The following is a 21,683-nucleotide window of genomic DNA, read 5'->3' as shown; positions in this document are numbered from 1 at the left end:
AGAAAAGAATGCATCAGATCACAGATTTCTTCCGTATTGCTGACATGAAGAAAGATGATCTTTTCATTTATTCTATTTCTTGAATTCACCATTTTGCTAATATAGCCTATTTTTTCATAATTTTTATTCTATAATTAATGCATGACAAAAATAAACGTAGCTACATCTACAAAGCTAGATGAAATCTGTAATTTACTAGAAAACAACGAAGAAGTTACATACAAATATGTATGTAATATTTCCAACTGTGAAATCACGTACGAAGTAGAAGATCATGGCGATCATGGCAATCTTCTTCGCTACACAAAAAATCTGATTCGTTCTTTACCTTTTGGCAAAGTCATTATGATTCGTGTTCTATATGACGGTCAGGTATTTGATGGAGGAAAAATTCATCAGCCTGGCGAAAAAAAATATGAAGCATTTCATGCACATGTTTCCTATCGAAGATGAACAATATCGTTCATCTTTTTTTATGCATTCAATTCTTTTAATAATGTATTTTTCAATAACAGATACGCAACGATCGCAGTAAAGATATCTGAAGCTGCCTGTGCATAGATAACACCTGTATATCCAAACAATGCATGTAAGATAAAGATTAGAATTGCATAGAATATACCTTGTCTGCCTGCACTTAGGATCAATGCCTGTGCTGGTTTTCCACAGGACTGGAATACACATGTCGTTACCATCACAAATCCAATAAACGGCATACCAAGCAGTACTGCACGCAACATTGGTGCACCTGCAGCAATCATTACCGCATCATTCATAAAAATAGAAATCATAAATGGTGCAAAGATAGATAACACAATCGATAAAGTCGCAGAAATTCCAATAATCAATTGATACGCATATTTCATGCATTCTTTCATTCTCTTCTGTAATTTTGCACCATACAAATATCCATATAATGGTTGTCCGCCAAAAGCAAAACCAACCATGATCATCACAACAATCATTGTAATCTTAGATACGATACCAAATGATGCAATCTTATCATTTCCATATGGCAGCAAAAAGTTATTCAACAACATCACCCCAATACTTTGCATCACATTTGTTATGGAACTAGGGATTCCAATTGAAAGGATCTGTTTCACTTCACCTGCATGAATATAAAAACCACTGAGTTTCATACTTAACCATTGACTCTTTTTACAAATAAAATAGATATAAAAGATATCTGCACAGATATTGCCAATAACGGTTGCGATTGCTGCACCACCAGCACCCATATGTAAGCCAAAAATAAATACTGGATCTAGGATCATATTCACAATAGAACCCGTCACAGAACCAATCATGGCGGCAGTTGCATGCCCTTCTGTACGCAACAGATTTGTTGGTGCTAAAGCTAAGATTACAAATGGAGAACCTAAAGCAATCCAGAAATAATAGCTGCTGGCATGTACAAATGTCTCTGTACTTGCTCCAAGCAGTGTTAAGATTGGCATCTTAAATACAAGCAGCAATATTGCAATCAATATTCCAAAGATAAAGCATCCATCCAGGCAAAACACAGACAATCTCTTTCCATCTTCATTTTTCTTCATTCCAAACAATCTCGAAATGACACTTGCTCCGCCAAGACCAAAAATATCTCCCATCGCAATCAATAATGTGAAGACTGGTCCACATAGCGTAACTCCCGCAACTAAATTTGTATCTCCTGTTTTTGCCACAAAAAACATATCTACCATGTTGTAAACAAGTGCTAAAACACTAGAGAAAACAACAGGCAATGCTAATTTCATATATGCTTTCTGGATTGGCATTTTTTCAAATAATTCATTTTCCATATTTCACCTCGTTCCAAGATTTTATCATTTGATTTATAATTTTAATGTGTCATGTGTCACATTCTATGAAAAAAATTGATAACATTTCAAAAATCAGAAAATATCTTGAACAATACAAATTAAATGCATTATTAAAAAACTATCCATTAGATTTGTATCATTTTCAAGCACATGAAATATTAAATGAGAAACTGAACCCCAGAAATTTTCTATTATTTTTAGTCTCTGGTTCTACTTCTATTTCAACAATACGTATCGATGGTTCTGTTTCTCAGATTTCTAAAACAGATCCACTCGTATGTTTCGGAGATATTGAATTTACGCAAAACTCAACAAAGCAGTATCTCATCGAAACACTTACACCTTGTTATATGCTAAGTATTGATTTATCCACTACACGCGATCAAATCAAAAAAGATCCAGATCTTCTTTTCTTTCTTCTACAAAGCGTCTCAGAAAAAACAACATTCATTGCCAATTCAAAATTTGAAACAACAGACATTCGTTCTAAAGTGCTATATTATTTAGAATACGAAACAAAAGATAATATGATCTGTGGCGTTGAACAATGTGCAAATCATATCAATGCCTCCAGAAGACAGCTACAGAGAATTCTCAAAAAACTTGTTGATGAAGGCATTATAGTAAAGGTCAAAAAAGGTATTTATGTCAAACAATCATGCATTTAAAATTATGAGTTTAAATTTATTGACAAGTGGAGCGCGTTTACCAGGAAATCCTCCCTTCAGCATCCGTATCCATGCAATTCAATCTATGCTGCAAGAATATGATCCAGATATTATTGGCGTACAGGAGTTAACCGCAGGCATGTTTCCATATATGTCAAATATCTTAGAGCGCTATGAAATCTTTGGTGATTCCAGACATTCTCTTGTCAGTAATGAATATTCTTCTATTCTTTTCAAAAAAGATAGATATACATTTCTTGATGGCAAAACTTTATGGCTTTCTAGAGAAGAAGAAAAGAAGGGATCAAAATATCCCTTCTCTCAATTTCCACGTATTGTTACATATGTATATTTAAAAGACAACAAGACAAATCAGACATTGACTGTATTTAATACCCATCTTGATGCCAACTTTCCATTTGTTCGCACCCAACAGTCAAAAGTACTTTCTAAAATCATCCTGAAATATCAGAAAGGTGACTATACGCTTCTTTGCGGAGATTTTAACTGTACAAGACTCTCTGCAGCTTTTCTATTATTAAATCGAACACATCTCAGAGATTTAATTGATGATTCATTCGGTTCTACATTACGCGGTGATGTAGGTTCCATGCGTTATCACCATCTTCCGATTGATCACATCCTTGTTTCAGACAACCTGTCTGTTCAAACTGCTGTAAAAATCACATATCCATATGATTCTGTATATCCAACAGACCATTTTCCAGTCATTGCACAAATGACTCATGAAGGATCATAGGCATATCCTTTTCCATAAAAGGAAAGAATATTCTTAGGAAAAGATGGATCATCTTCAATCTTTTCTCTTAAATGACGAACATGTACGCATATAATTGGCTTACATTCATACGGAACTTCTTTCCATATATAAGCATACAATTCTTCAGCAGATAAAATCCTGTTTGGATGATTCATCAGACATTCTAATATTTCATATTCTTTTGTGGTGAGATGATATGTTTTATCATTTCTTACCACATTTCTTTTATCTTTATCTAACATGAAATTCATACAATTACCTAGGAACGAATGATCTTGTAGTACGTATGAGATGTCAATTTATATACAATGCCATAGAATACACCAATCATCACAAATGTGATACATGTAACAATCTTAATGAGTGTCATATCTGTAATTGTAAATAACACCATCAGTTTCGAAATCATTGGATACGCACAAATCAAATGCAAACCAGCTAATGCTAATGGCATAAAGAAGACAAGTAAAATCTGTGCGTTAATCGTCTTTTTAATTTGTGCATCTTCCATGCCAACTTTACGTAATACTCTAAAACGCTCAGCATCTTCCAAACCTTCTACGATCTGCTTATAGTAGATAATCAAAACTGCAGATGCCAAGAAAACAATCGATAACAATCCACCTAATACAATGATACCGCCAAACAACGTATAATACGCTTCTAATGTCGCCTGTTTTGTCTCTACAGCATACATGTAGCTAAAATCCAATGTATTCGCCATTTCAAAGTTTTTCATTAGAAAACCAATTTTTTGAATCAATGCATCCCTATCTATCGTATATCCATCTTCAACATTCGCAAGATAAGATAATGTATCTTGTGTTCCTTCTTGATATGTCAACATATCCAAATCTTTTATCACAAGTGTTACAGATGTATCCGTAATCGTATTGGCATCTAGAAGCAGTGATTCTTTTACGATTTCCTTTACTTTCAACGGTTGATTCTGATCCAGCTGAAATGTTTGATAATCTACATTGGATTTGGATACAAGCAGACATTCATCATCATTCAATGATTCATTCTGCTTTGTTAATTGATTGTATGTATCTAAATCAATAACTGCAAATCGATCCATAGTGAGAGTATTACTGGAAGCATATCCTTTCTTTGTGAAGCTTCCATAGATGTGTTCTCTATAATGCACATAATTTCCATCTACCATATGTGCATTATTTTCTTGCACAAACTGTTGAAAAAGATCACGTAATTGTTCAACATCTTTATATGTTCCTACTTCTATCAAAACATCTTTTGGATATCCACGATTCACAGAATCCTGTATCCCTGTATAGGCAGAAAAGGAAACAGACGCAACAACCATAACCATTGTAATCAAGATACAAATAGAAGCTAAACCTGCACCGTTTCTTTTCATACGGAAACGCATTGTTCCTACGGATACAAAATGATTTGGATTATAGTAATAGTTTTTATTTTTTTCCAGCACTTTGCATAAGGCAACAGAGCCAACCGCAAACAAGATATACGTAGCAATGATTACAAGAAGAACTGCGATAAAAAATGTCTGTAATGCTTTTATTGGTGATTCAATCGTTACTGCCATATAGTAGGCAGCACCTAAGATAACAACACCAATCAAAGCAAATACCATATTCGCCTTTGGTGCTTTTTCACCATAGGACGTACTGTGCATCAAATGTAAAGCACTCTTTGCCCAAATACGAATTGCACTGTATACAAACAAAATCATATAAATGCCAGCAAACCATACTGCTACGTTAGCAATCAAATCAAAGTTAAAATAGAAGCCCGTACTCACTTCCGCATGGCACAAAGTAAACAATACAAGTTCAACAAGTTTGCTAAGTACAACGCCAAGAAGCAAACCACCTGCAATGACGCTGCACATGACAAGCAAGCTTTCAATCAAAACAAGACGAATGATATTTCCACGATTCATTCCAAGAATGGCATACAATCCCAGTTCTTTTTCTCTTATTTTGACAAGAAAAGAATTTGCATAAAACAAGAAAAATGCTGAAAATACAGAGACAACAATCATACCAAAGCCAAACATTGTCTGCATTGTTGCTCCGCCATTCATACCGGAAACAATTGTTGAAACATTCAGGAAATTCATGATATATGTCATTGAACACATCAAAATTCCAGCCAGAATATATGGAAAATAATACTGCTTATTCTTTTGAATACTCAAACAAGCAAGACGAGGATAAAAGAATCTCATATGCTTACTCTCCTGCCTGTATACGTGTCAATGTAAGAGAGATACTCTCATACATTTCCTGTTCACTCTTATCTCCACGATAGATTTGATGAAATACTGTACCATCCTTAATAAACAGTACTCTTTTTGCATGAGACGCAGCAGACGTAGAATGCGTAACCATTAAGATTGTCTGTCCCATACGGTTGATTGCTTCAAACTGTTCCAGCATTTCACTTGAACTTTTTGAATCCAATGCACCTGTTGGTTCATCTGCAAGCAGGATATCTGGATGTGTAATCAAAGCACGTGCAACGGCAGCTCTTTGCTTTTGTCCACCGGATACTTCATATGGAAATTTATCCAGGATATCTGTAATATGTAATTGTTTTGCGATTGGTTCTAAAAGAGCATCGTATTCTTTGTGATTTTTTCCACTCAATACAAGAGGAAGATAAATATTATCTCTCAATGAAAATGTATCTAATAAATTAAAATCCTGGAATACAAAACCTAAATGTTTTCTTCTAAAATTCGCAGCTTCTTTTTCATTCATTTGACTAAGATCTTTTCCATTTAAAAGAATCTGACCTTCACTTGCTTTATCCAATGTTGCAAGCAAATTCAAAAGTGTTGTCTTACCAGCACCGGATTCTCCCATGATTGCAACATATTCTCCATGATCCACAGAGAAATTCACATTATTTAATGCAATGACTTTATTTCCACCAAAGCGTGATGTGTATACTTTCTTAACACTTTTTACTTCTAATAAACGCATGTTTATTGTCCTCCTTTTACACACTCTAGTTTAGAAAGAAAAGAATCTGTATTCTATCGATTCTTCTTACAGATTCTTTATTACTTCTTACAGTTTTGTAAGAATTCAATTTTCACGCATGTCCCTTGATCCACAACAGATTGAACACTGATTTTGTGATTCAAAGCATCACATGTTCTTTTACACAAATACAAGCCAATACCTGTTGCTCTTTGATTTTCTCTGCCATTGTAGCCTGTATAACCATTTTCAAAGATTCTAGGAAGATCTTCCTGTTTGATACCCATTCCTGTATCTTCAATACAGATACCATCATCTACTCCATAAATTGAAATACTGCCTGCATTTGTATATTTGATTGCATTTGTTAAAACCTGTTCAAATACAAACGAAATCCATTTTTCATCCGTTACAACTCTCATATGTAATGGTTGAAAATCCAATGTCAGTTTTTTTGCGATAAATTCAGCAGATAATCGACGAATCACTTTTCTCATGATTGTATCAATATCATATTCTTTAAATACGTAGTCTGTACTTGTGGAATCTAAACGAAGATACGTCAGTACCATATCTACATACTGCTCAATACGAAATAGATCTCTTTCGATACTGTGAGAAAATGGGGTATCTTCATTCTGCAGCTGCAGCTTCATAGAAGCAATTGGTGTTTTGATCTGATGTACCCAGACCGTATAATAGTCCATCATCTGTTGATGCTGTTCGTTTGAAAGTGACATTTGTTTTCTATGCGAAGCAATCAGCATTTGAATGATTCGATATTGTTCCTCTTCAATCTTTGTCACAAAGGAAGGATACTCTACTACACTTGCAATATCTGCATCATTGATTTTTGTTAACTGTTCATATGTTTTCTTCATTCGAAAAAAGCGAATCATTCCAAACACCAGTAAAATCAACAGACTTAGCACATCTACATATACAATGCAGTTCATTGGTATCTGATACAAACGATAACAAACCATCTGTAAAACAAAGATACAAATAAATACCACAATCAAGGATAAATTCTGTTTTACATATTGCATCAATAATTTCATACAATCATATACCCAACTTTAAACTTTGTTTCAATAACATGATCCATTCCCGCATTTTCTAATTTCTTTCGTAAACGATTCACATTGACACTCAATGTATTTTCATCCACAAAACTATCCGTCTGCCACAAAGCATTCATCAGTTTTTCTCTAGAAACGACTTTCCCTTTATTCTTCACTAAACAAATAAGAATCAGGTATTCATTCTTGCTTAACGCAATCTGTTGCGATTGATACATCACAACCTGCTTATCTGTATCAATCAATGCTCCATGAAATTCCAGTACTGTATTCTCATTTGAAAAATCATACGTTCTTCGCAGTAATGCATGGATTTTCGCAAGCAATACATCAATATCAAATGGCTTACAGACAAAATCATCTCCACCCATATTCATTGCCATCAACATATTCATGCGTTCCGTTGCTGATGAAATAAAGATAATTGGTGTTTTAGATATTTTACGAATTTCACTGCACCAGTAAAATCCATCATAAAAAGGTAATGTGATATCCAACAATACAAGATGAGGATGAAAGGATACAAATGTATGCAATACATCTTTAAAGTCTTTCACACACTGCACTTCAAAGCCCCAGGATTGACATCTTGTCTGTATCCCTTCCGCAATTCCCTGATCATCTTCTATAATTAATATTTTGTACATAACATTACCTTGTTTTACTTATTTTAACACTTGTGACAAGCTTCAAAATCTTAACTTTTTTGAATATACGCTAAAATTTCATTCACGCCCGCATATACTTTTGTTTCCACATCACTCACCACAACAAGTGTAGGTGCCTGCATTACATCAAATTCCTTCACAAGGTTTGGATTATTTTCACCATCCACCAGTAAATAAGGAATCTTTTTCTCATGCATCAGCTTCTGAATCATCTTACAATTCGCACATGTTTTCGTAGTAAACAAAAGATTATTTTCACTCACAACAGGAATGGAAGAAACAGTTTTCTTTTTCACAGGTGTTACTTTCTTCTTTTGTGAAAAACCACCTTTCACCTCATAGACAGTACGATCCTTAAATTCCTGATTCTTTCCAGCATTCCAGTTTTTCACAGGACGATAATATCCCGTAATTCTAGAATACACTTCCGTTTCACCACCACACTTTGGACACTTCCACACTTCACCATTCAAATAGCCATCTTTCTTACAGATACTGTATGTAGGTGAAAGTGTGTAATAAGGCAATTTATAGTTTTCCGCAATCTTTCTTACAAGTGCAGAAGCACTCCTCCAGCTAGACAATCTTTCCCCTAAGAATGCATGGAATACTGTTCCAGATGTATAAAATGTCTGTAAATCATCCTGAATATCCAAAGCTGTAAATACATCTTCTGTGAAATTGACTGGTAAATGAGAACTGTTTGTATAGTATGGTGTTCCACTTTGATTCGCCGTAATAATTTCTGGATATTTTTCTTTATCATGTTTTGCAAGACGGTACGCAGTACTTTCTGCTGGTGTTGCTTCTAGATTGTAAAGATCACCATATTCCACCTGATAGTCTTTCAATCTTTCACGCATATGATTTAAAACATCTTTCGCAAAACTCTGTGAAGCTTCGCTGGAAAGATCTTTCTGGATCCAGTTTGCATTCAGACACGCTTCATTCATACCAACAATACCAATGGTTGAAAAATGATGTGCAAATGTACCAAGATATTTCTTTGTATATGGATACAGACCATTGTCCAATAATTTCGTAATGACTGTACGTTTTATCTTTAATGAACGCGCACTGATATCCATCATTGCATCCAGTCTTGTATAGAATTCATCAGCATTCTTTGATAAATATGCAATACGAGGCAGATTGATCGTTACCACGCCAATAGAACCTGTAGATTCTCCACTTCCAAAATATCCACCACTCTTTTTACGCAATTCTCTAAGATCTAACCTCAATCTGCAGCACATAGATCGAATATCACTTGGCTTCATATCGGAATTTACATAGTTAGAGAAATAGGGGGTTCCATACTTCGCAGTCATTTCAAACAACAATTCATTATTTTCTGTATCTGACCAGTCAAAATCCTTTGTGATGGAATATGTAGGAATTGGATACTGAAAACCTCTGCCTTCATAGTCTCCTTCAATCATGACTTCAATGAATGCCTTATTGATCATATCCATTTCTTTTTTACATTCACCATAGGTAAAATCTTGATTCTTTCCACCAATGATTGCGGGCAGATCCTTTAAATCTTCTGGTACTGTCCAGTCTAGCGTGATATTTGTGAATGGCGCCTGTGTACCCCAGCGACTTGGTGTATTCACACCATATACAAAAGTCTGGATTGCCTGTTTTACCTGCTTGTAAGATAAATGATCTACTTTTACAAAAGGAGCCAGATACGTATCAAAGGAAGAAAATGCCTGTGCACCAGCCCATTCATTCTGCATGATACCTAAGAAATTAACCATCTGATCACACAAAGTATCTAAGTGTTTCGCAGGCCCACGTGTAATCTTGCCTTCCACCCCGCCAACACCTTCTAATAACAATTGCTTTAATGACCATCCAGCACAATAGCCGCTCAACATACTCAAATCATGAATATGAATATCTCCATTGCGATGTGCATTCGCAATTTCTTCGTCATATGCTTCGGACAGCCAGTAATTGGCAGTGATTGCGCCAGAGTTTGATAAAATCAAACCACCAATGGAATATGTTACGGTACTGTTTTCCTTCACTCTCCAATCCAAAGCATTCAAATAACTATTTACCAGTGATTTATAGTCTAAAGTTGTTGCGGAAATATTTCTCACATTTTCTCTTTGCTTGCGATATAAGATATATGCTTTCGATACATCCGCATATCCCACTTCGCTCAATACCTTTTCAACACTGTCTTGAATATCTTCAACATCGATCATTTCATCTTTGATCTTTGCTTCAAAATCACTTGTTACTCTTAATGCAATCAAATCAATCACATCATCTGTATAATTCTTTTTACATCCAATAAATGCTTTTTTGATTGCATTCGAAATCTTCTGAATATTAAATGGAACTGTACTTCCATCACGTTTAATAACTCGATACATAGACTATTCCTCTTTTACACCCCTAACTTCAGCATTTGGAACATATTGCTTCACTGCTTCTAGTATTTCTAACATTTCCTGCTTATTGTAGGAATGAAAACCTTCCTGGATGCAATTTGGCGAATCCTGAAACTGCTGCAGATACCAGGCATCTACACCTTTCAGCCACTTTGCCATTGCAATCAGATCTTCTTTTGTATGCAATTCACGAACGATCGTTGTACGAAATTCATATGGAATTCCACATGTACGAATAAAGGAAATACATGCATCAATACTTTCCACAGGGAAGTTCTCTGACTCACTTCCAACTGTCAATGCATATTTCCCTTTTGTATTCTTCACATCCATTGCGATGTAATCCACAAGCTTTGCATCAACAATTTCTTTCAAACGATCCAAATAATTTCCTGTCACATCCAGCTTGATTTCGTAGCCTCTTTTTTTGATTTCTTTCAAGAATGGAATCAGCTTTTCCTGCATTAACGGTTCTCCACCACTGATACAGACACCATCCAGGATATTTTTACGCTTGTCTAGAAACTGGAATATTTCATCAACATCTAAAAACTGATAGTTTTCAGGAATATACACAAGATCACGATTATGACAAAATGGACATTTATAGCTGCATCCACTTGTAAAAATCGTACAGGCAACTTTTCCTGGATAATCCAGTAAAGTTGTCTTCAATAAACCACCAATTTTCAAACTCGACAGATCTTCACTTTCTTCCAGTACATTTCTTGCATTGTCTGTTACAACAGCCATCATTTCATTAAATGCATCAAAATCCAGATCTTTTCCAACGATTTTTCGACATTCATTTCGATATTGATAAATTGCATTCATCACTACATTCGCTTCTTTTGTTGTATATAAACGCTTGCTTCTACGATCATGTTCATCATTTCTTGCCATCACATATCCCTGATCAATCAGACGATTGATTGATTTTGTGGTTGTTCCTTTATCCACTTCACAAACACGTGTTACGTCCTGCATCGTACATCCTTCATTTTCATTAATGAATGTTAAAAAGATGATCTGCCCTGAACCGATGTCATATTTTGCTAAAACATGATCAAAATATTTCATAATATTTCGATACAAAATAGATAGATTCAACAAAAAATTTTCATTTGTTTCCATACGTTCACTCTTCAATTGGTTGGATTTCCAACTTCTATCAATAATTCTATCGAACCTATAACAAGTGTCAAATACAATACTAGAAAAACTCTCCTTTCTGTTTTCTATTGTATCCAGGAACCCTTTTTACACTGTCCGTTATTAAGGATAGTAATAACTTTTGTGAATTTTGTGAAAAATTTTGGTTATCTCACTTGATTTTACTTTTTTTCTCATGTATAACCTATACAACAAAGAAAGGAGGATATCAAAAATGAGTCATCGTATTGAGTATTTGACGATCGATGGCGGCACAGTTATTGAATTTACAGATGATAAAGGTTATGCACGCTTAGCTAACGAAGCTGACATGGGTTACATCGTTATTACAAATTACAGCCGTTATTGATAGAAACAATGAAGATCATTGTTTTTCTTCAATCGATCAAACAAAACAATTCCAAAAATGGAATTTTATACAATGCATCTAAGATTAGATGCATTTTTCTTTTCTATCTATTAGAATATTCCTTGGAGAAAAATAACATGAAAAAATACACAAATACATACCAGCCAGAAAATGATGCACAGCTAGATGCATTATTAAACAAAAGAAAAGCCCCGCTTTCACAAGAAGGGCTTAATAAAGTTCTGCAGGATCTAACTTTATTTATGAGTGGTGACGTCATCTTCTTTGCGGCAATCTATCCAAAAAAAGATGAAGAATTACTTGCCTGTTCCGAAATTGAAAAAGCTGACATGATGGAAGGCAGCGACGGTGAAAGATACTTTCCTGTATTTTCTTCCGTTGCATTACTCAACAAATTTAAGCCTAAGTTAAACAAAGGTGAAATGATCTACGTATTCACAAAGAAAGAACTCCTTACGTTCTTAGATTTAAACAAAAAAATCGCAGCTGCCGTTGTAAATCCTATGGTAGATGATTTACTCTTACATAGGCTTCTATTGCAAAATCTTATAACCGTACAAGAAGATCAAACAAAATTCTCATGATAAAAGCATAAAAGGGAGCAATGTGCTCCCCTTTTCATTATAGTTTTTCAAAAATTGCGATTGCCTGTTCCACAGAATCAACAATGTAGTCTGCATGCTGCTTGACACGTTCATCACAACGATGGAATGTAAAAGCAACATCCGCAGCATCTAAAGAAGGAATATCATTAAAAGAATCTCCAATTCCTGCAATCATATCTGCCTTGAAAATCTTCTTTGCCTGCTTGATGCCACTGCCTTTAGATACACCATGATGTACTGCATCTAACCAGTTCACATTCTGGTATGCATCCATTTCCTCAGGAAACTTCTTATTGATTTCATATGTTAAAGTTTCAGCCATTTCTAATGTTGGTGTCCATACAGAAATTGCAGTCACATGTTTTCCATTGAGATCTTCAAGATGCTCTAAAACAACTTGTGAATCATAACCTGGTCTTCTTTCAAACAATGTAAATACATGACCGTCTGCATGAATATAGAGGATACCTCTTCCATCGCAAAGTTCCTGTATTTTACCAACTTGTTCTGTAGTAATCGTATCTTCCTGCAATACCTTTAACAAACCATTTTCTTTCCTGGAAATGATTCCACCCGTAGAAGCGATAATAAAATCACATTCAGGACCGCCAATGTCATCACCTTCAAACCCATATAGTGGTCTACCGGTGCACAAACCAAATAAATTTCCATTTTCCTGAAATTTCTTGATAGCTCTTAAATCTCCCTGTTTAAAATAGCCACCAATCTTTTCATCCACAAAATGAATTGTTCCATCAAAATCACTCGCAAATACTTTCATCCTAGTTAAATCCTCTTTTTATAAGTCCTATTATACAAAAATAAAACACAATTGCGAATGAAACAATTGCGTCTTATTTTGTAATGCTAATGATGTTTGCATACACGGAATGCCGTTCGCACGGATGCGATAGCTGGCACTCTGCACTCATAGGCCTCCTTCCAAAGAGTAATTAGCAGTTTCCCGCAAATTAACCTAACGAATGTTGAACTGACTGGCAAATGATTCCAATCATTCTGTACAAGTACTTTATACCGTATTTCTGCACATTTTGCAAGTCCAACACTTCCATACCGCAAGCACCTCACGTGTAAAATAAACAAGGATAGAATACCATGTACTCCATGCACATAAAGCATGAAATGACATTCCCGCACTCTTTACTAACAAGGATGCACGATACATATGAAACTCCTGTGTACTCACCGCAATTTCTTTTGAAAGGCCGTTTTCTTCAATGATTTTTTTAGAAAACAGAACGTTCTCTTCTGTATTTGTACTTTGATCTTCTACATAAATTCTTTCTTTAGAAATTCCATGTTCTATTAAATACGTATACATAGCTTCTGCTTCACTGATATCTTCATTTCTGCCTTGTCCACCAGAAACAATGACATTTGATACAGGTGAAATGTTTAAATATTGAATTGCACGATCCATTCTTTGCATCAATGCTCTTGATGGTCTAGATCCATACAAACCACACCCAAGAATCAATACTGTTTCATCATTCTCTGATTTTTGAAAACACGCAGAAAACATAAAACAAAGTGTGAGACCAATCACGATTCCATTCAACAAAAGAAAGATTCCAATATATACATTTCCAAACATTCCATATAGAATGCATGCACCACTCAAAATAAAACCAAATACATTTCCAAAATTAAACGAACACCCTAAAAACAATGGAAGAATATAAAAAAGCAATAATATACAGCCAAAATAAATCATTTTTCTTCTCCATCTGACAACAATAGCGTATGCACTGTCAATAACAGTAAAATCATAAAGGAAAATGTTCCTGTAATACTTAATACTAGATTTCTTGTCGACATTTCAAGAATATAATTATCATAAAATCCTGCAATCAAAATAAATACACCTGTGATTGCGGCTGAAAGATTGATCATTCTCAAACTGTTCCACATCATTCCAATTCCACGATCTCGAATTGCATTTGTTAAGGAAGCCCAGAATCCAAATCCTACATATAGAATCATCAAATAAAAAACACCTTTACTATATTGAAACGATCCTTCTCCATGTGTCACTAAAGAAACAAAGATACCAAAGATCAAATTCAAACCAACAAGCATCAGTCCAACGGAACGCACACCATTGATACGAAGCTGCTTTTTTTCTTCTTCATTGGTAAGTGTATTGATCATTTTTGTAAAGTGTGACCAATGTGTTCTTAACAATGCAATACTTCCATAGTACATAGATACAATCATCATCCACATTGAATGCAAACGGATTGCTTCTTCCAGATACAACAAGACAAATCCATAATTTGTCCATGTAGATGCTTCAAAAATCAACCAGCTCATAAAGATACGGTTGTCTTTTGCATTTTTTAATATCGTCTTTCTTAAAGAATCATTTGTTTTCATATCTAGTATTAGTTTATCTGTTTTTCTTAAGATTTCCATCTTTTAATAAAACTGCAATCATTGATGTTCTTTATTATTTCATTTATGTTCATTTTTATATAAAATAGAACATGAAAGGAGTTTCTTTATGGCACAACAGACATTTTCAATTCGTATGGATGCACAGTTGAAAAAAGAATTCGATGCTTTAGTGGAAGATATGGGAATGAATGCTACCACTGCTTTTAATATCTTTGCACGTGCAGTCGTACGCGAAAAAAAGATTCCATTCGAAATAGGAACACAACATACACAAGAAAAATCATTAACAAAGAAACAACTCGTAGAACTACTCAATACAATGAAGGACGAATGAAAGACAAGACTAGAAGAAACATCGATCTTGACGATACAGTAGAACTTCCTGTCATAGAAGATCAAGATTACAATCAGAAAGTAAAAGATCCAATGCGGATCGTTTTTCCGTTTGTCTCTAAGATTGGTATCTTTCTAGCATTATTGATTTCACTCACCCTTGCTTTACGCGCTTTCTATATTTCTCATTATGGTATCAATTTATCGCTTCTACAAAATCAGACATTGATTTTAACAGGAATCAATGGAGAAGGAGAAATACCTTCTTCTTTCCATCCTGAAAAGAAAGCACTCTCTTCCTTAAAAAAAGAACTACGAAACCAGGAAAGACATCGTAAAGATACAAAAGCTTTAAGAACTCTCATTCAATCCATTGACTGCTCATTTTCTATAAAAGATCATTTATCAAATGGAACAGTGATTCAATACGCATGTAAATTCGACGTGCAAGCCGCAAAAGAAGCAAAATATAATCTTAAAGATACTTCTAGATCTTATACAGTTACTGGTTTATCAAATATCACGACCATTGATCCATTTGAACAGCTCCAGATTGAAACTAGTAATACAGATGGTGTAGAACACATTACATTGCATCCAGAAAAAACATTTACCGACCTAGGTATCCAGTATTCTTATACTGTTGATTCATCATCCTCAATCGCTGTATCTATATCTTTCGATTTGCAGAAATTAATAAAACAAGGCTATCGTATTTTAAACAATCAAACATCAAAAGAAATATCTTATCAACATTCTTCTACAATGAATGTCATGAATACCAATGTGCCATATAAGGAAATTCTCAACACATTCATTCCTTCTGTAGAAAAAGGACTTGCTTCCTGTCCATCCTATACTTTTGGAAAAGAAGAAATCAACGCGTATCACCCAACACTCAAAAACTATGCAATTCAACAAGATGGCAGCATTGAAGTCACGTATGCAATTCAAAATACATACACAGATGCATTTCCACAATACTACGTATTTGATATTTCCTATACAGGTCATATTATGCAGTCAGATGATACAACATACCAGTTTATATCTGACACAGCACATGCATGTAAATATGATGGCTATGGCTCTAAATATACAATCACAAAAAAAGAAACAGAATAAATCCAATGTCATTAAGTTAAGGCAAATAAGAAGTCATTAAAATAAAATATTTGTCATGTAAACCCTGGATGTAGAGCTACATCCAGGGTTTCTATCACATTTCAATTAGAATTGATGGCTTTCAAGCATGACAAAAAGGCAAATTGATTCACTTTAGAAAAATTTGCCTGCGACTTGAATATGAAATATAATCAGTGTAGCGCTATGATGCTTTTGTATTGAACGGAACAACTGATTTAGGTTTCATATTGCGCTGATATTTTCTATCTGGTCTTACGGGGGCCAGATATTTTTTTATTCTTTTCATCAGTTCTGCTGTACCAATTAATTTCCTTAGCCAGAGTCTCATGTTTGTTACGGCAGTAGATATATTTACTTTATATTTATGTTTTCTTCTGTCTGACTGTTCTATTTGTATCCTGTCAGCAATGATATTTGTTAAACAGTGCAACAGAATGGCCGAATAGATTTCCTGCTGTATGAAATTACGCTTTTTCGAATGAAACGAAATCATTCCGATAATGTATTTCAGCACTTTAAACGCTGTTTCTATATCCCATCTCATGTGATACATCTTCTTCAGTTCAGTCAGATCAAATTCATCTCTCGTCAGATTTGTCACCAGGCATTCATAGGTGTCATCTGTAATTTTAAAGCGAACAACTCTTAGACTCATTTTATAAAACTCTTTTGTACCAAAATAATTAAACTCAGACTTGTTAGAAATGAATGTATATTTTTGCTTGTTGGCTTTAGTTTCATTTGTTTGTGTACGAGTCAATATTTTAGTGACATTTAAATCGAATTCTTCATCTGGTAAATTCAAGTTCGAAAGAATGGAGCTGTATACATTGATATCTTTTGTGCGGACCAGAAACTTCTGATTGTTTTCTATGCAGCACGCCATCAGATTGTATTTTTCATAGCCTCTGTCAGCTGTAATAATCGAATTTATGGGATAGTTATGTTTCATGATCATTTCCATTAAAGCAGCACATTCTCTAGTCTTGGCAGCTGTATCAATACTTGTATCCCAGAAAACATGATTGATACAGTCATACAGTCCGTTGATATGAAGCTGACTGAATGGTTTATTATTGCCATTCTGTTTTTTAGTATCTACATCCTTTTCATCATAGGCAATATTTGCATCTGAACCATCACAAGCCAGAATAGGGTATCCTTTCCAGGTTTTATAGTCATCAAACGCATTTACAAACAAGTACATGATTCTTTGAAAGGCACTGATATCGAGTTTATCTCTTTGCTGAGAGAGTGCAGAAGAAGTAGGCAAAATTCAAGTCTGTGAAGTATTCACATAACTCTGAATTCAAGCTTTTAGACTGCATCTGGATAATAAAGTGAATCAGTGTTTCAACTGGAAGTTTTCTCTTACGCGTAAAATCACTGGCAGGATCACTGCAGTAACAAGCGATGTTGTTACAAACCATTTTAATAGAACGGTTAAAAACATTTAAAATCTTATCTGGAATCATAGGTGAAAATCCTCCTCTACAATTCCTTCGGATTATGTTTAATATTCCGATTTCAGACTTGTCAAGCATTATTTTGCATATTTATGCGTAAATTTGAGTGCTTTATTCATAACTGAAAAAATATTTCATCAAAAAAAGAGCCTTACCTGTTGCCAGGTAAAACCCTATATTATTGATTTTGCTTAACTTAATGACATTGGAATAAATCTGTCTCTTAGTCAAATGTATGTAATTGTGGAATATGCTTGTATAAAGACTTTGCAATTCCATCATGTTCATTATCATCTGTAATTTCATCAGCAATATCTTTCACAGGTTGTTGTGCATTTCCCATTGCTACACCAATACCCGCAAACTTCAGCATAGAAATATCATTTTCTGCATCCCCAAATGCAATACATTCTTCAGGTTTGATTCCTAATTTTTCCATCGCCATTGCCAATGCTTTTCCTTTGTCTACACCAAGTGCTGTAAATTCATAGTAGAAATTCGCAGTGAACATCATAGACAGCTTACCTGCAAATGGTGCAGCCATTTCTTTATAGTGTGCCTGCAAGTAATCAGAATCACCTGCCGTTAAGATCTTATTGACTGGTCCATCCACAAAAGATTCCAGATCTTCAACTTCCATTAACTTATAGCCATTCATACGTGATTCATATTCAATAACATTGAATTCACGGTCACCATCTTTTACCATACCGTTATACACATCTTCAACAACCATATGAGATCCATGTGTAATAATTGGACGAACATCAAATTCCTTCATATGATTTAATACTTGTTTTGTTGTGTCTTTATCAATTGTGACATTGACATACACTTCACCTGTCTGACAATCCACAACTCTAGCACCGTTGTAACAAACAAATAATCCATTATGATATTTCATATCCAGTTGATCACCATACTGGAAGATTCCTTTTGCGGGTCTGCCACTCGCAATAACTAAGCGAATACCATATTCCTGCGCATTCATCAAAGCTTTTTTTGTTTCTGGAGTAATTTCTTTTTTGTGATTTGTAAGCGTTCCATCAATGTCTAATAATATTGCCTTAATTGCCATTTTCCTTTTCCTCTACATCCTTTTCATATGTCATTGTAATATACATACAAGCATATGCTTCTATCATATATATGCTTATCAATATTACACTATAATTTACATAGATACCATCATAGACAGCCCTGCTTCCCAGCAGAATCACAAGCACAAATACATGTGCAATACTATAATGATTCATCTGTTTTCCATACATACCAAGCAATATTTCTACTGCAGCAGCCGCAAATCCACCCATCAGAAATAAGCTGCATACAATCAAAGAAGATTGCATCATCATACATCCAAAAATACAGATACTGATTAGAATACTGATTCTTTGTGAAAGCGCATTTCTAAGTTTCATTTTTTCTTGAAAGTATGATGTAATGAGCCAGACAATACTAATGATTAAAAGATACACGTACATTCTATTTTGTGGAAACAATGCATCTTCATGGAAGATATGAATCATAGATCTACATGCAATCTTAAACGTAGAAAACATACATATATTTCTCATCATATTCAAACACGTAGATAAGACTAGTTTTTTACAGGAATGTTGTATTTCTTTATTTGAAATATCAATTTCATGAACTTTATACATGCATACATATTCTATTTCTGTAAACAGATAAAACATATACTGAGTAATATTGATCCATCCTTTTGTAAATGCATAATTACAGAAAGCAACCGTTACACACGCAAATATCATCGTACATAGATCTTGTTTCTTTTTCTGATACAGAAAGCAATCCAATCCATTACATGCCAAAAGAAACAGCCCAACACGAATATCCAGAACCAATCCAAAGATTCCAAGTATTATTGTCGCAATTATCTTTTTTTCGTAATCCAATCCTTTTTCACAGAACAAATATTGTAAAAGAACACGTAAAAGCAAAGCACTGCTGCAAGTCATCATTGTGAATAACATTATCCAGCTGGATGTTATTCCTTGATAAAACATCGCTACATTCACAACAACACCATATAGAAACAATAAAGGCAATAAAGATAAAAATGCATCCAGAATCATTTTGACCCACTTATTCTGCATTCTGTTTTCTCACCTCATCCAGCTTCTGTTTTACACTTGGTGCATTCTTTGTTAATTTTCGAATTGTTAGATCCTGTGCTTTATCATTTGCCAGTCGTAATTGACGATCACTGGATGTTAAAGCATCTTTAATCTTTTGCAGATGCGTAATTGACTTATCAATTTCATCAATTGCTTCATTAAACTTTTTAGAAGCAGATGCATAATTCTTTCCAAATGCATCTTTAAACTTATTCATGTTATCTTCAAAATTAGATAAATCCAGATTGTTATTCTTTTCTACAAGCAATTGCTTCTTGTAATCTAATGCATTCATTGCCGCATTTCTTAATAACGTTATGATTGGAATAAAGAACTGCGGACGAATGACATACATCTTTGGGTAACGATACGATACATCAACAATACCTTCATTGTATAAATCGTTGTCTGCTTCCAGCATCGTACAAAGAACCGCATATTCACACTTCTTTTCTCTACGATCTTTATCCAGTTCTTTCAGGAAATCTTCGTTCTTATGTTTTGTAGAAGTCGTTTCATTTTCATTCTTCATTTCAAACATAATGGAAATGATTTCCGTTCCTTCATCATCAAAATCACGGAAAATAAAATCACCTTTTGACCCAGTTCTTGCATCATTATCTTTTTCAAAATACGCATGTGGAAACATTCCCATACGATTCTTATTAAATTCATAGGAACAATGTTGTTCCAAAGTTTCACCAATCATTTTTGTAGATAAACGCACTTTGAAATCTTTGTATTGTTCAACAAGAGCTTTCTGATCCGCAATCTCTCGATCTTTGCTTTTTACCATTGCATCATATTGTGTGCGCATTGTTTCACTCTTCACAATAGATTCATTCTTAACAGTATCTAATTCTTTCTGTATATCACGAATTTCAGAATTCTTTTTTTCATTTGTTTCTGAGATTGCCTGCTGCACTGCCAACTGCTTTTCTGTATCACTTTTTTCAATCTGACCTTTCAAAGCAATCAATTCATTTTCTTTTTCATGGAGTTGTTTCTCTAAATCAATCGAGGCAGACTGCACCGCAGCCTTCTTTTCTTCTATACTTGCCTGTATCTTTGCTTCATACTCTGTTTCCTGCAGCTTTAAAGAATGATTCAATGCATCCAGCTGTTTCTGCATATTAAGAATTTCAGAATTCTTTTTTTCATTTACTTCTGCAATAGCCTGTTGTACTGCCAGCTGTTTTTCTGAATCATTTTTTTCAATCTGTCCCTTTAAAGCAATTAATTCATTTTCTTTTTCCTGAAGCTGCTTTTCTAAATCAATTGATGCAGACTGTACAGCAGTTTTCTTTTCTTCCCTGCTTGCCTGGATCTTTGCTTCATACTCTGTTTCCTGCAGTTTTAAAGAATGATTCAATGTATCAATTTCTTTTTGCTTCTGATCCATTTCCGTTTGAAATTGTTGTTGAAGCTTAGATGCATCCAGATCATTCTGGATTTTCAATTTATCTTGAATTTCTTTTTCTCTTCTTTGTAATTCTTCTTCAAATACATGATCTTTGATTTGAGATACGATGGAGCTATAGTCTGCTTCATTAATTGTAAATACAGTTCCACAATGTGGGCATTTGATCTGATTCATAAAACATCTCACTTTCCGTGGTA

General features: G+C 34.4%; 23 protein-coding genes. 7 read left to right on the top strand and 16 right to left on the bottom strand.

The features are described 5' to 3' along the window. Nucleotides 1-141: 141 nt before the first annotated feature. A complete protein-coding gene (locus ACTND6_RS01875) occupies nt 142-453 on the top strand; it encodes a hypothetical protein (RefSeq protein ID WP_441021279.1) in 312 nt (103 codons plus the stop codon). Between the two features lie 20 nt (nt 454-473). Here ACTND6_RS01875 and ACTND6_RS01870 read toward each other — a convergent pair whose 3' ends face one another. After that, nucleotides 474-1,805, bottom strand: a complete 1,332-nt coding sequence (locus ACTND6_RS01870) for an MATE family efflux transporter (protein WP_441021281.1) — start codon at nt 1,803-1,805, stop codon at nt 474-476. A 65-nt stretch (nt 1,806-1,870) separates the two neighbouring features. Between ACTND6_RS01870 and ACTND6_RS01865 the strand changes: the two genes are divergently transcribed. After that, nucleotides 1,871-2,494, top strand: a complete 624-nt coding sequence (locus tag ACTND6_RS01865) for a Crp/Fnr family transcriptional regulator (RefSeq protein WP_441021283.1) — start codon at nt 1,871-1,873, stop codon at nt 2,492-2,494. Further along, nucleotides 2,472-3,254 (top strand): endonuclease/exonuclease/phosphatase family protein, encoded by a 783-nt coding sequence (locus ACTND6_RS01860; RefSeq protein ID WP_441045037.1) that lies wholly within the window; start codon nt 2,472-2,474, stop codon nt 3,252-3,254. Before ACTND6_RS01865 ends, ACTND6_RS01860 begins: the two co-directional genes overlap by 23 nt. On the opposite strand, the gene ACTND6_RS01855 is transcribed toward ACTND6_RS01860, so the two are convergent. The 7 genes from ACTND6_RS01855 to ACTND6_RS01825 all read right to left on the bottom strand — a co-directional run bounded on the left by ACTND6_RS01855 (nt 3,239) and on the right by ACTND6_RS01825 (nt 11,545). Then, nucleotides 3,239-3,526 (bottom strand): winged helix-turn-helix domain-containing protein, encoded by a 288-nt coding sequence (locus ACTND6_RS01855; protein WP_441021287.1) that lies wholly within the window; start codon nt 3,524-3,526, stop codon nt 3,239-3,241. The two genes, ACTND6_RS01860 and ACTND6_RS01855, sit on opposite strands and share 16 nt — an antisense overlap. 8 nt (nt 3,527-3,534) lie before the next feature. Further along, nucleotides 3,535-5,490 carry an FtsX-like permease family protein gene (locus ACTND6_RS01850; RefSeq protein WP_441021289.1) on the bottom strand — a complete coding sequence of 652 codons (1,956 nt, stop codon included), beginning with the start codon at nt 5,488-5,490 and terminating at the stop codon, nt 3,535-3,537. 4 nt (nt 5,491-5,494) lie between these two features. Further along, the gene (locus ACTND6_RS01845) at nt 5,495-6,250 is read right to left on the bottom strand and encodes an ABC transporter ATP-binding protein (RefSeq protein ID WP_441021292.1); all 756 of its coding nucleotides are present in this window, start codon (nt 6,248-6,250) and stop codon (nt 5,495-5,497) included. An 80-nt stretch (nt 6,251-6,330) separates the two neighbouring features. Beyond that, nucleotides 6,331-7,311 (bottom strand): sensor histidine kinase, encoded by a 981-nt coding sequence (locus ACTND6_RS01840; protein WP_441021295.1) that lies wholly within the window; start codon nt 7,309-7,311, stop codon nt 6,331-6,333. After that, complete coding sequence (locus tag ACTND6_RS01835; protein WP_441021297.1) at nt 7,308-7,979, bottom strand: response regulator transcription factor; 672 nt, start codon at nt 7,977-7,979, stop codon at nt 7,308-7,310. Before ACTND6_RS01835 ends, ACTND6_RS01840 begins: the two co-directional genes overlap by 4 nt. Before the next feature lie 50 nt (nt 7,980-8,029). Next, entirely contained in the window at nt 8,030-10,393 is a 2,364-nt protein-coding gene (locus tag ACTND6_RS01830; RefSeq protein WP_441021300.1) for a ribonucleoside triphosphate reductase, read from the bottom strand. Between the two features lie 3 nt (nt 10,394-10,396). Continuing rightward, entirely contained in the window at nt 10,397-11,545 is a 1,149-nt protein-coding gene (locus tag ACTND6_RS01825) for an anaerobic ribonucleoside-triphosphate reductase activating protein (protein ID WP_441021302.1), read from the bottom strand. A 253-nt stretch (nt 11,546-11,798) separates the two neighbouring features. Here ACTND6_RS01825 and ACTND6_RS01820 point away from each other — a divergent pair, with 253 nt between their 5' ends. Both ACTND6_RS01820 and ACTND6_RS01815 read left to right on the top strand, forming a co-directional pair. After that, the gene (locus ACTND6_RS01820) at nt 11,799-11,933 is read left to right on the top strand and encodes a hypothetical protein (protein ID WP_441021304.1); all 135 of its coding nucleotides are present in this window, start codon (nt 11,799-11,801) and stop codon (nt 11,931-11,933) included. A 137-nt stretch (nt 11,934-12,070) separates the two neighbouring features. Beyond that, nucleotides 12,071-12,538 carry an SseB family protein gene (locus ACTND6_RS01815; protein ID WP_441021308.1) on the top strand — a complete coding sequence of 156 codons (468 nt, stop codon included), beginning with the start codon at nt 12,071-12,073 and terminating at the stop codon, nt 12,536-12,538. Between the two features lie 37 nt (nt 12,539-12,575). Here ACTND6_RS01815 and ACTND6_RS01810 read toward each other — a convergent pair whose 3' ends face one another. From ACTND6_RS01810 to ACTND6_RS01800, 3 genes are all read right to left on the bottom strand, one after another. Further along, on the bottom strand, nt 12,576-13,340 hold the full coding sequence (locus tag ACTND6_RS01810) for an HAD hydrolase family protein (RefSeq protein ID WP_320100475.1): 765 nt from the start codon (nt 13,338-13,340) through the stop codon (nt 12,576-12,578). Between the two features lie 249 nt (nt 13,341-13,589). Beyond that, nucleotides 13,590-14,294, bottom strand: coding sequence for a YdcF family protein (locus ACTND6_RS01805; RefSeq protein ID WP_441021312.1), 705 nt, complete (start codon nt 14,292-14,294; stop codon nt 13,590-13,592). Further along, entirely contained in the window at nt 14,291-14,956 is a 666-nt protein-coding gene (locus tag ACTND6_RS01800; RefSeq protein WP_441021316.1) for a hypothetical protein, read from the bottom strand. Before ACTND6_RS01800 ends, ACTND6_RS01805 begins: the two co-directional genes overlap by 4 nt. A 127-nt stretch (nt 14,957-15,083) precedes the next feature. On the opposite strand from ACTND6_RS01800, the gene ACTND6_RS01795 reads away from it, so the two are divergent. Continuing rightward, nucleotides 15,084-15,311 (top strand): type II toxin-antitoxin system RelB/DinJ family antitoxin, encoded by a 228-nt coding sequence (locus ACTND6_RS01795; RefSeq protein WP_441021318.1) that lies wholly within the window; start codon nt 15,084-15,086, stop codon nt 15,309-15,311. Continuing rightward, nucleotides 15,308-16,435, top strand: coding sequence for a hypothetical protein (locus tag ACTND6_RS01790; RefSeq protein WP_441021323.1), 1,128 nt, complete (start codon nt 15,308-15,310; stop codon nt 16,433-16,435). The genes ACTND6_RS01795 and ACTND6_RS01790 overlap by 4 nt, the downstream gene beginning before the upstream one ends. A 202-nt stretch (nt 16,436-16,637) precedes the next feature. Here ACTND6_RS01790 and ACTND6_RS01785 read toward each other — a convergent pair whose 3' ends face one another. The 5 genes from ACTND6_RS01785 to ACTND6_RS01765 form a co-directional block, all read right to left on the bottom strand. Continuing rightward, the gene (locus ACTND6_RS01785) at nt 16,638-17,729 is read right to left on the bottom strand and encodes an IS4 family transposase (RefSeq protein WP_441021325.1); all 1,092 of its coding nucleotides are present in this window, start codon (nt 17,727-17,729) and stop codon (nt 16,638-16,640) included. Further along, entirely contained in the window at nt 17,692-17,931 is a 240-nt protein-coding gene (locus ACTND6_RS01780) for a hypothetical protein (RefSeq protein ID WP_441021329.1), read from the bottom strand. Before ACTND6_RS01780 ends, ACTND6_RS01785 begins: the two co-directional genes overlap by 38 nt. 214 nt (nt 17,932-18,145) lie before the next feature. After that, nucleotides 18,146-19,000: a Cof-type HAD-IIB family hydrolase gene (locus ACTND6_RS01775; protein ID WP_178176377.1), complete on the bottom strand. Its 855-nt coding sequence runs from the start codon at nt 18,998-19,000 to the stop codon at nt 18,146-18,148. Beyond that, on the bottom strand, nt 18,990-20,042 hold the full coding sequence (locus ACTND6_RS01770) for a hypothetical protein (protein ID WP_441021334.1): 1,053 nt from the start codon (nt 20,040-20,042) through the stop codon (nt 18,990-18,992). Before ACTND6_RS01770 ends, ACTND6_RS01775 begins: the two co-directional genes overlap by 11 nt. Then, on the bottom strand, nt 20,032-21,660 hold the full coding sequence (locus tag ACTND6_RS01765; RefSeq protein WP_441021338.1) for a DUF2130 domain-containing protein: 1,629 nt from the start codon (nt 21,658-21,660) through the stop codon (nt 20,032-20,034). The genes ACTND6_RS01770 and ACTND6_RS01765 overlap by 11 nt, the downstream gene beginning before the upstream one ends. Nucleotides 21,661-21,683 lie beyond the last annotated feature (23 nt).

The organism is Bulleidia sp. HCP3S3_C9, from assembly GCF_052064035.1.
Taxonomy (GTDB): domain Bacteria; phylum Bacillota_I; class Bacilli_A; order Erysipelotrichales; family Erysipelotrichaceae; genus Bulleidia.
Note: the sequence above shows the minus strand (reverse complement) of the source record. Positions and strands in the feature narration are given on the sequence as shown.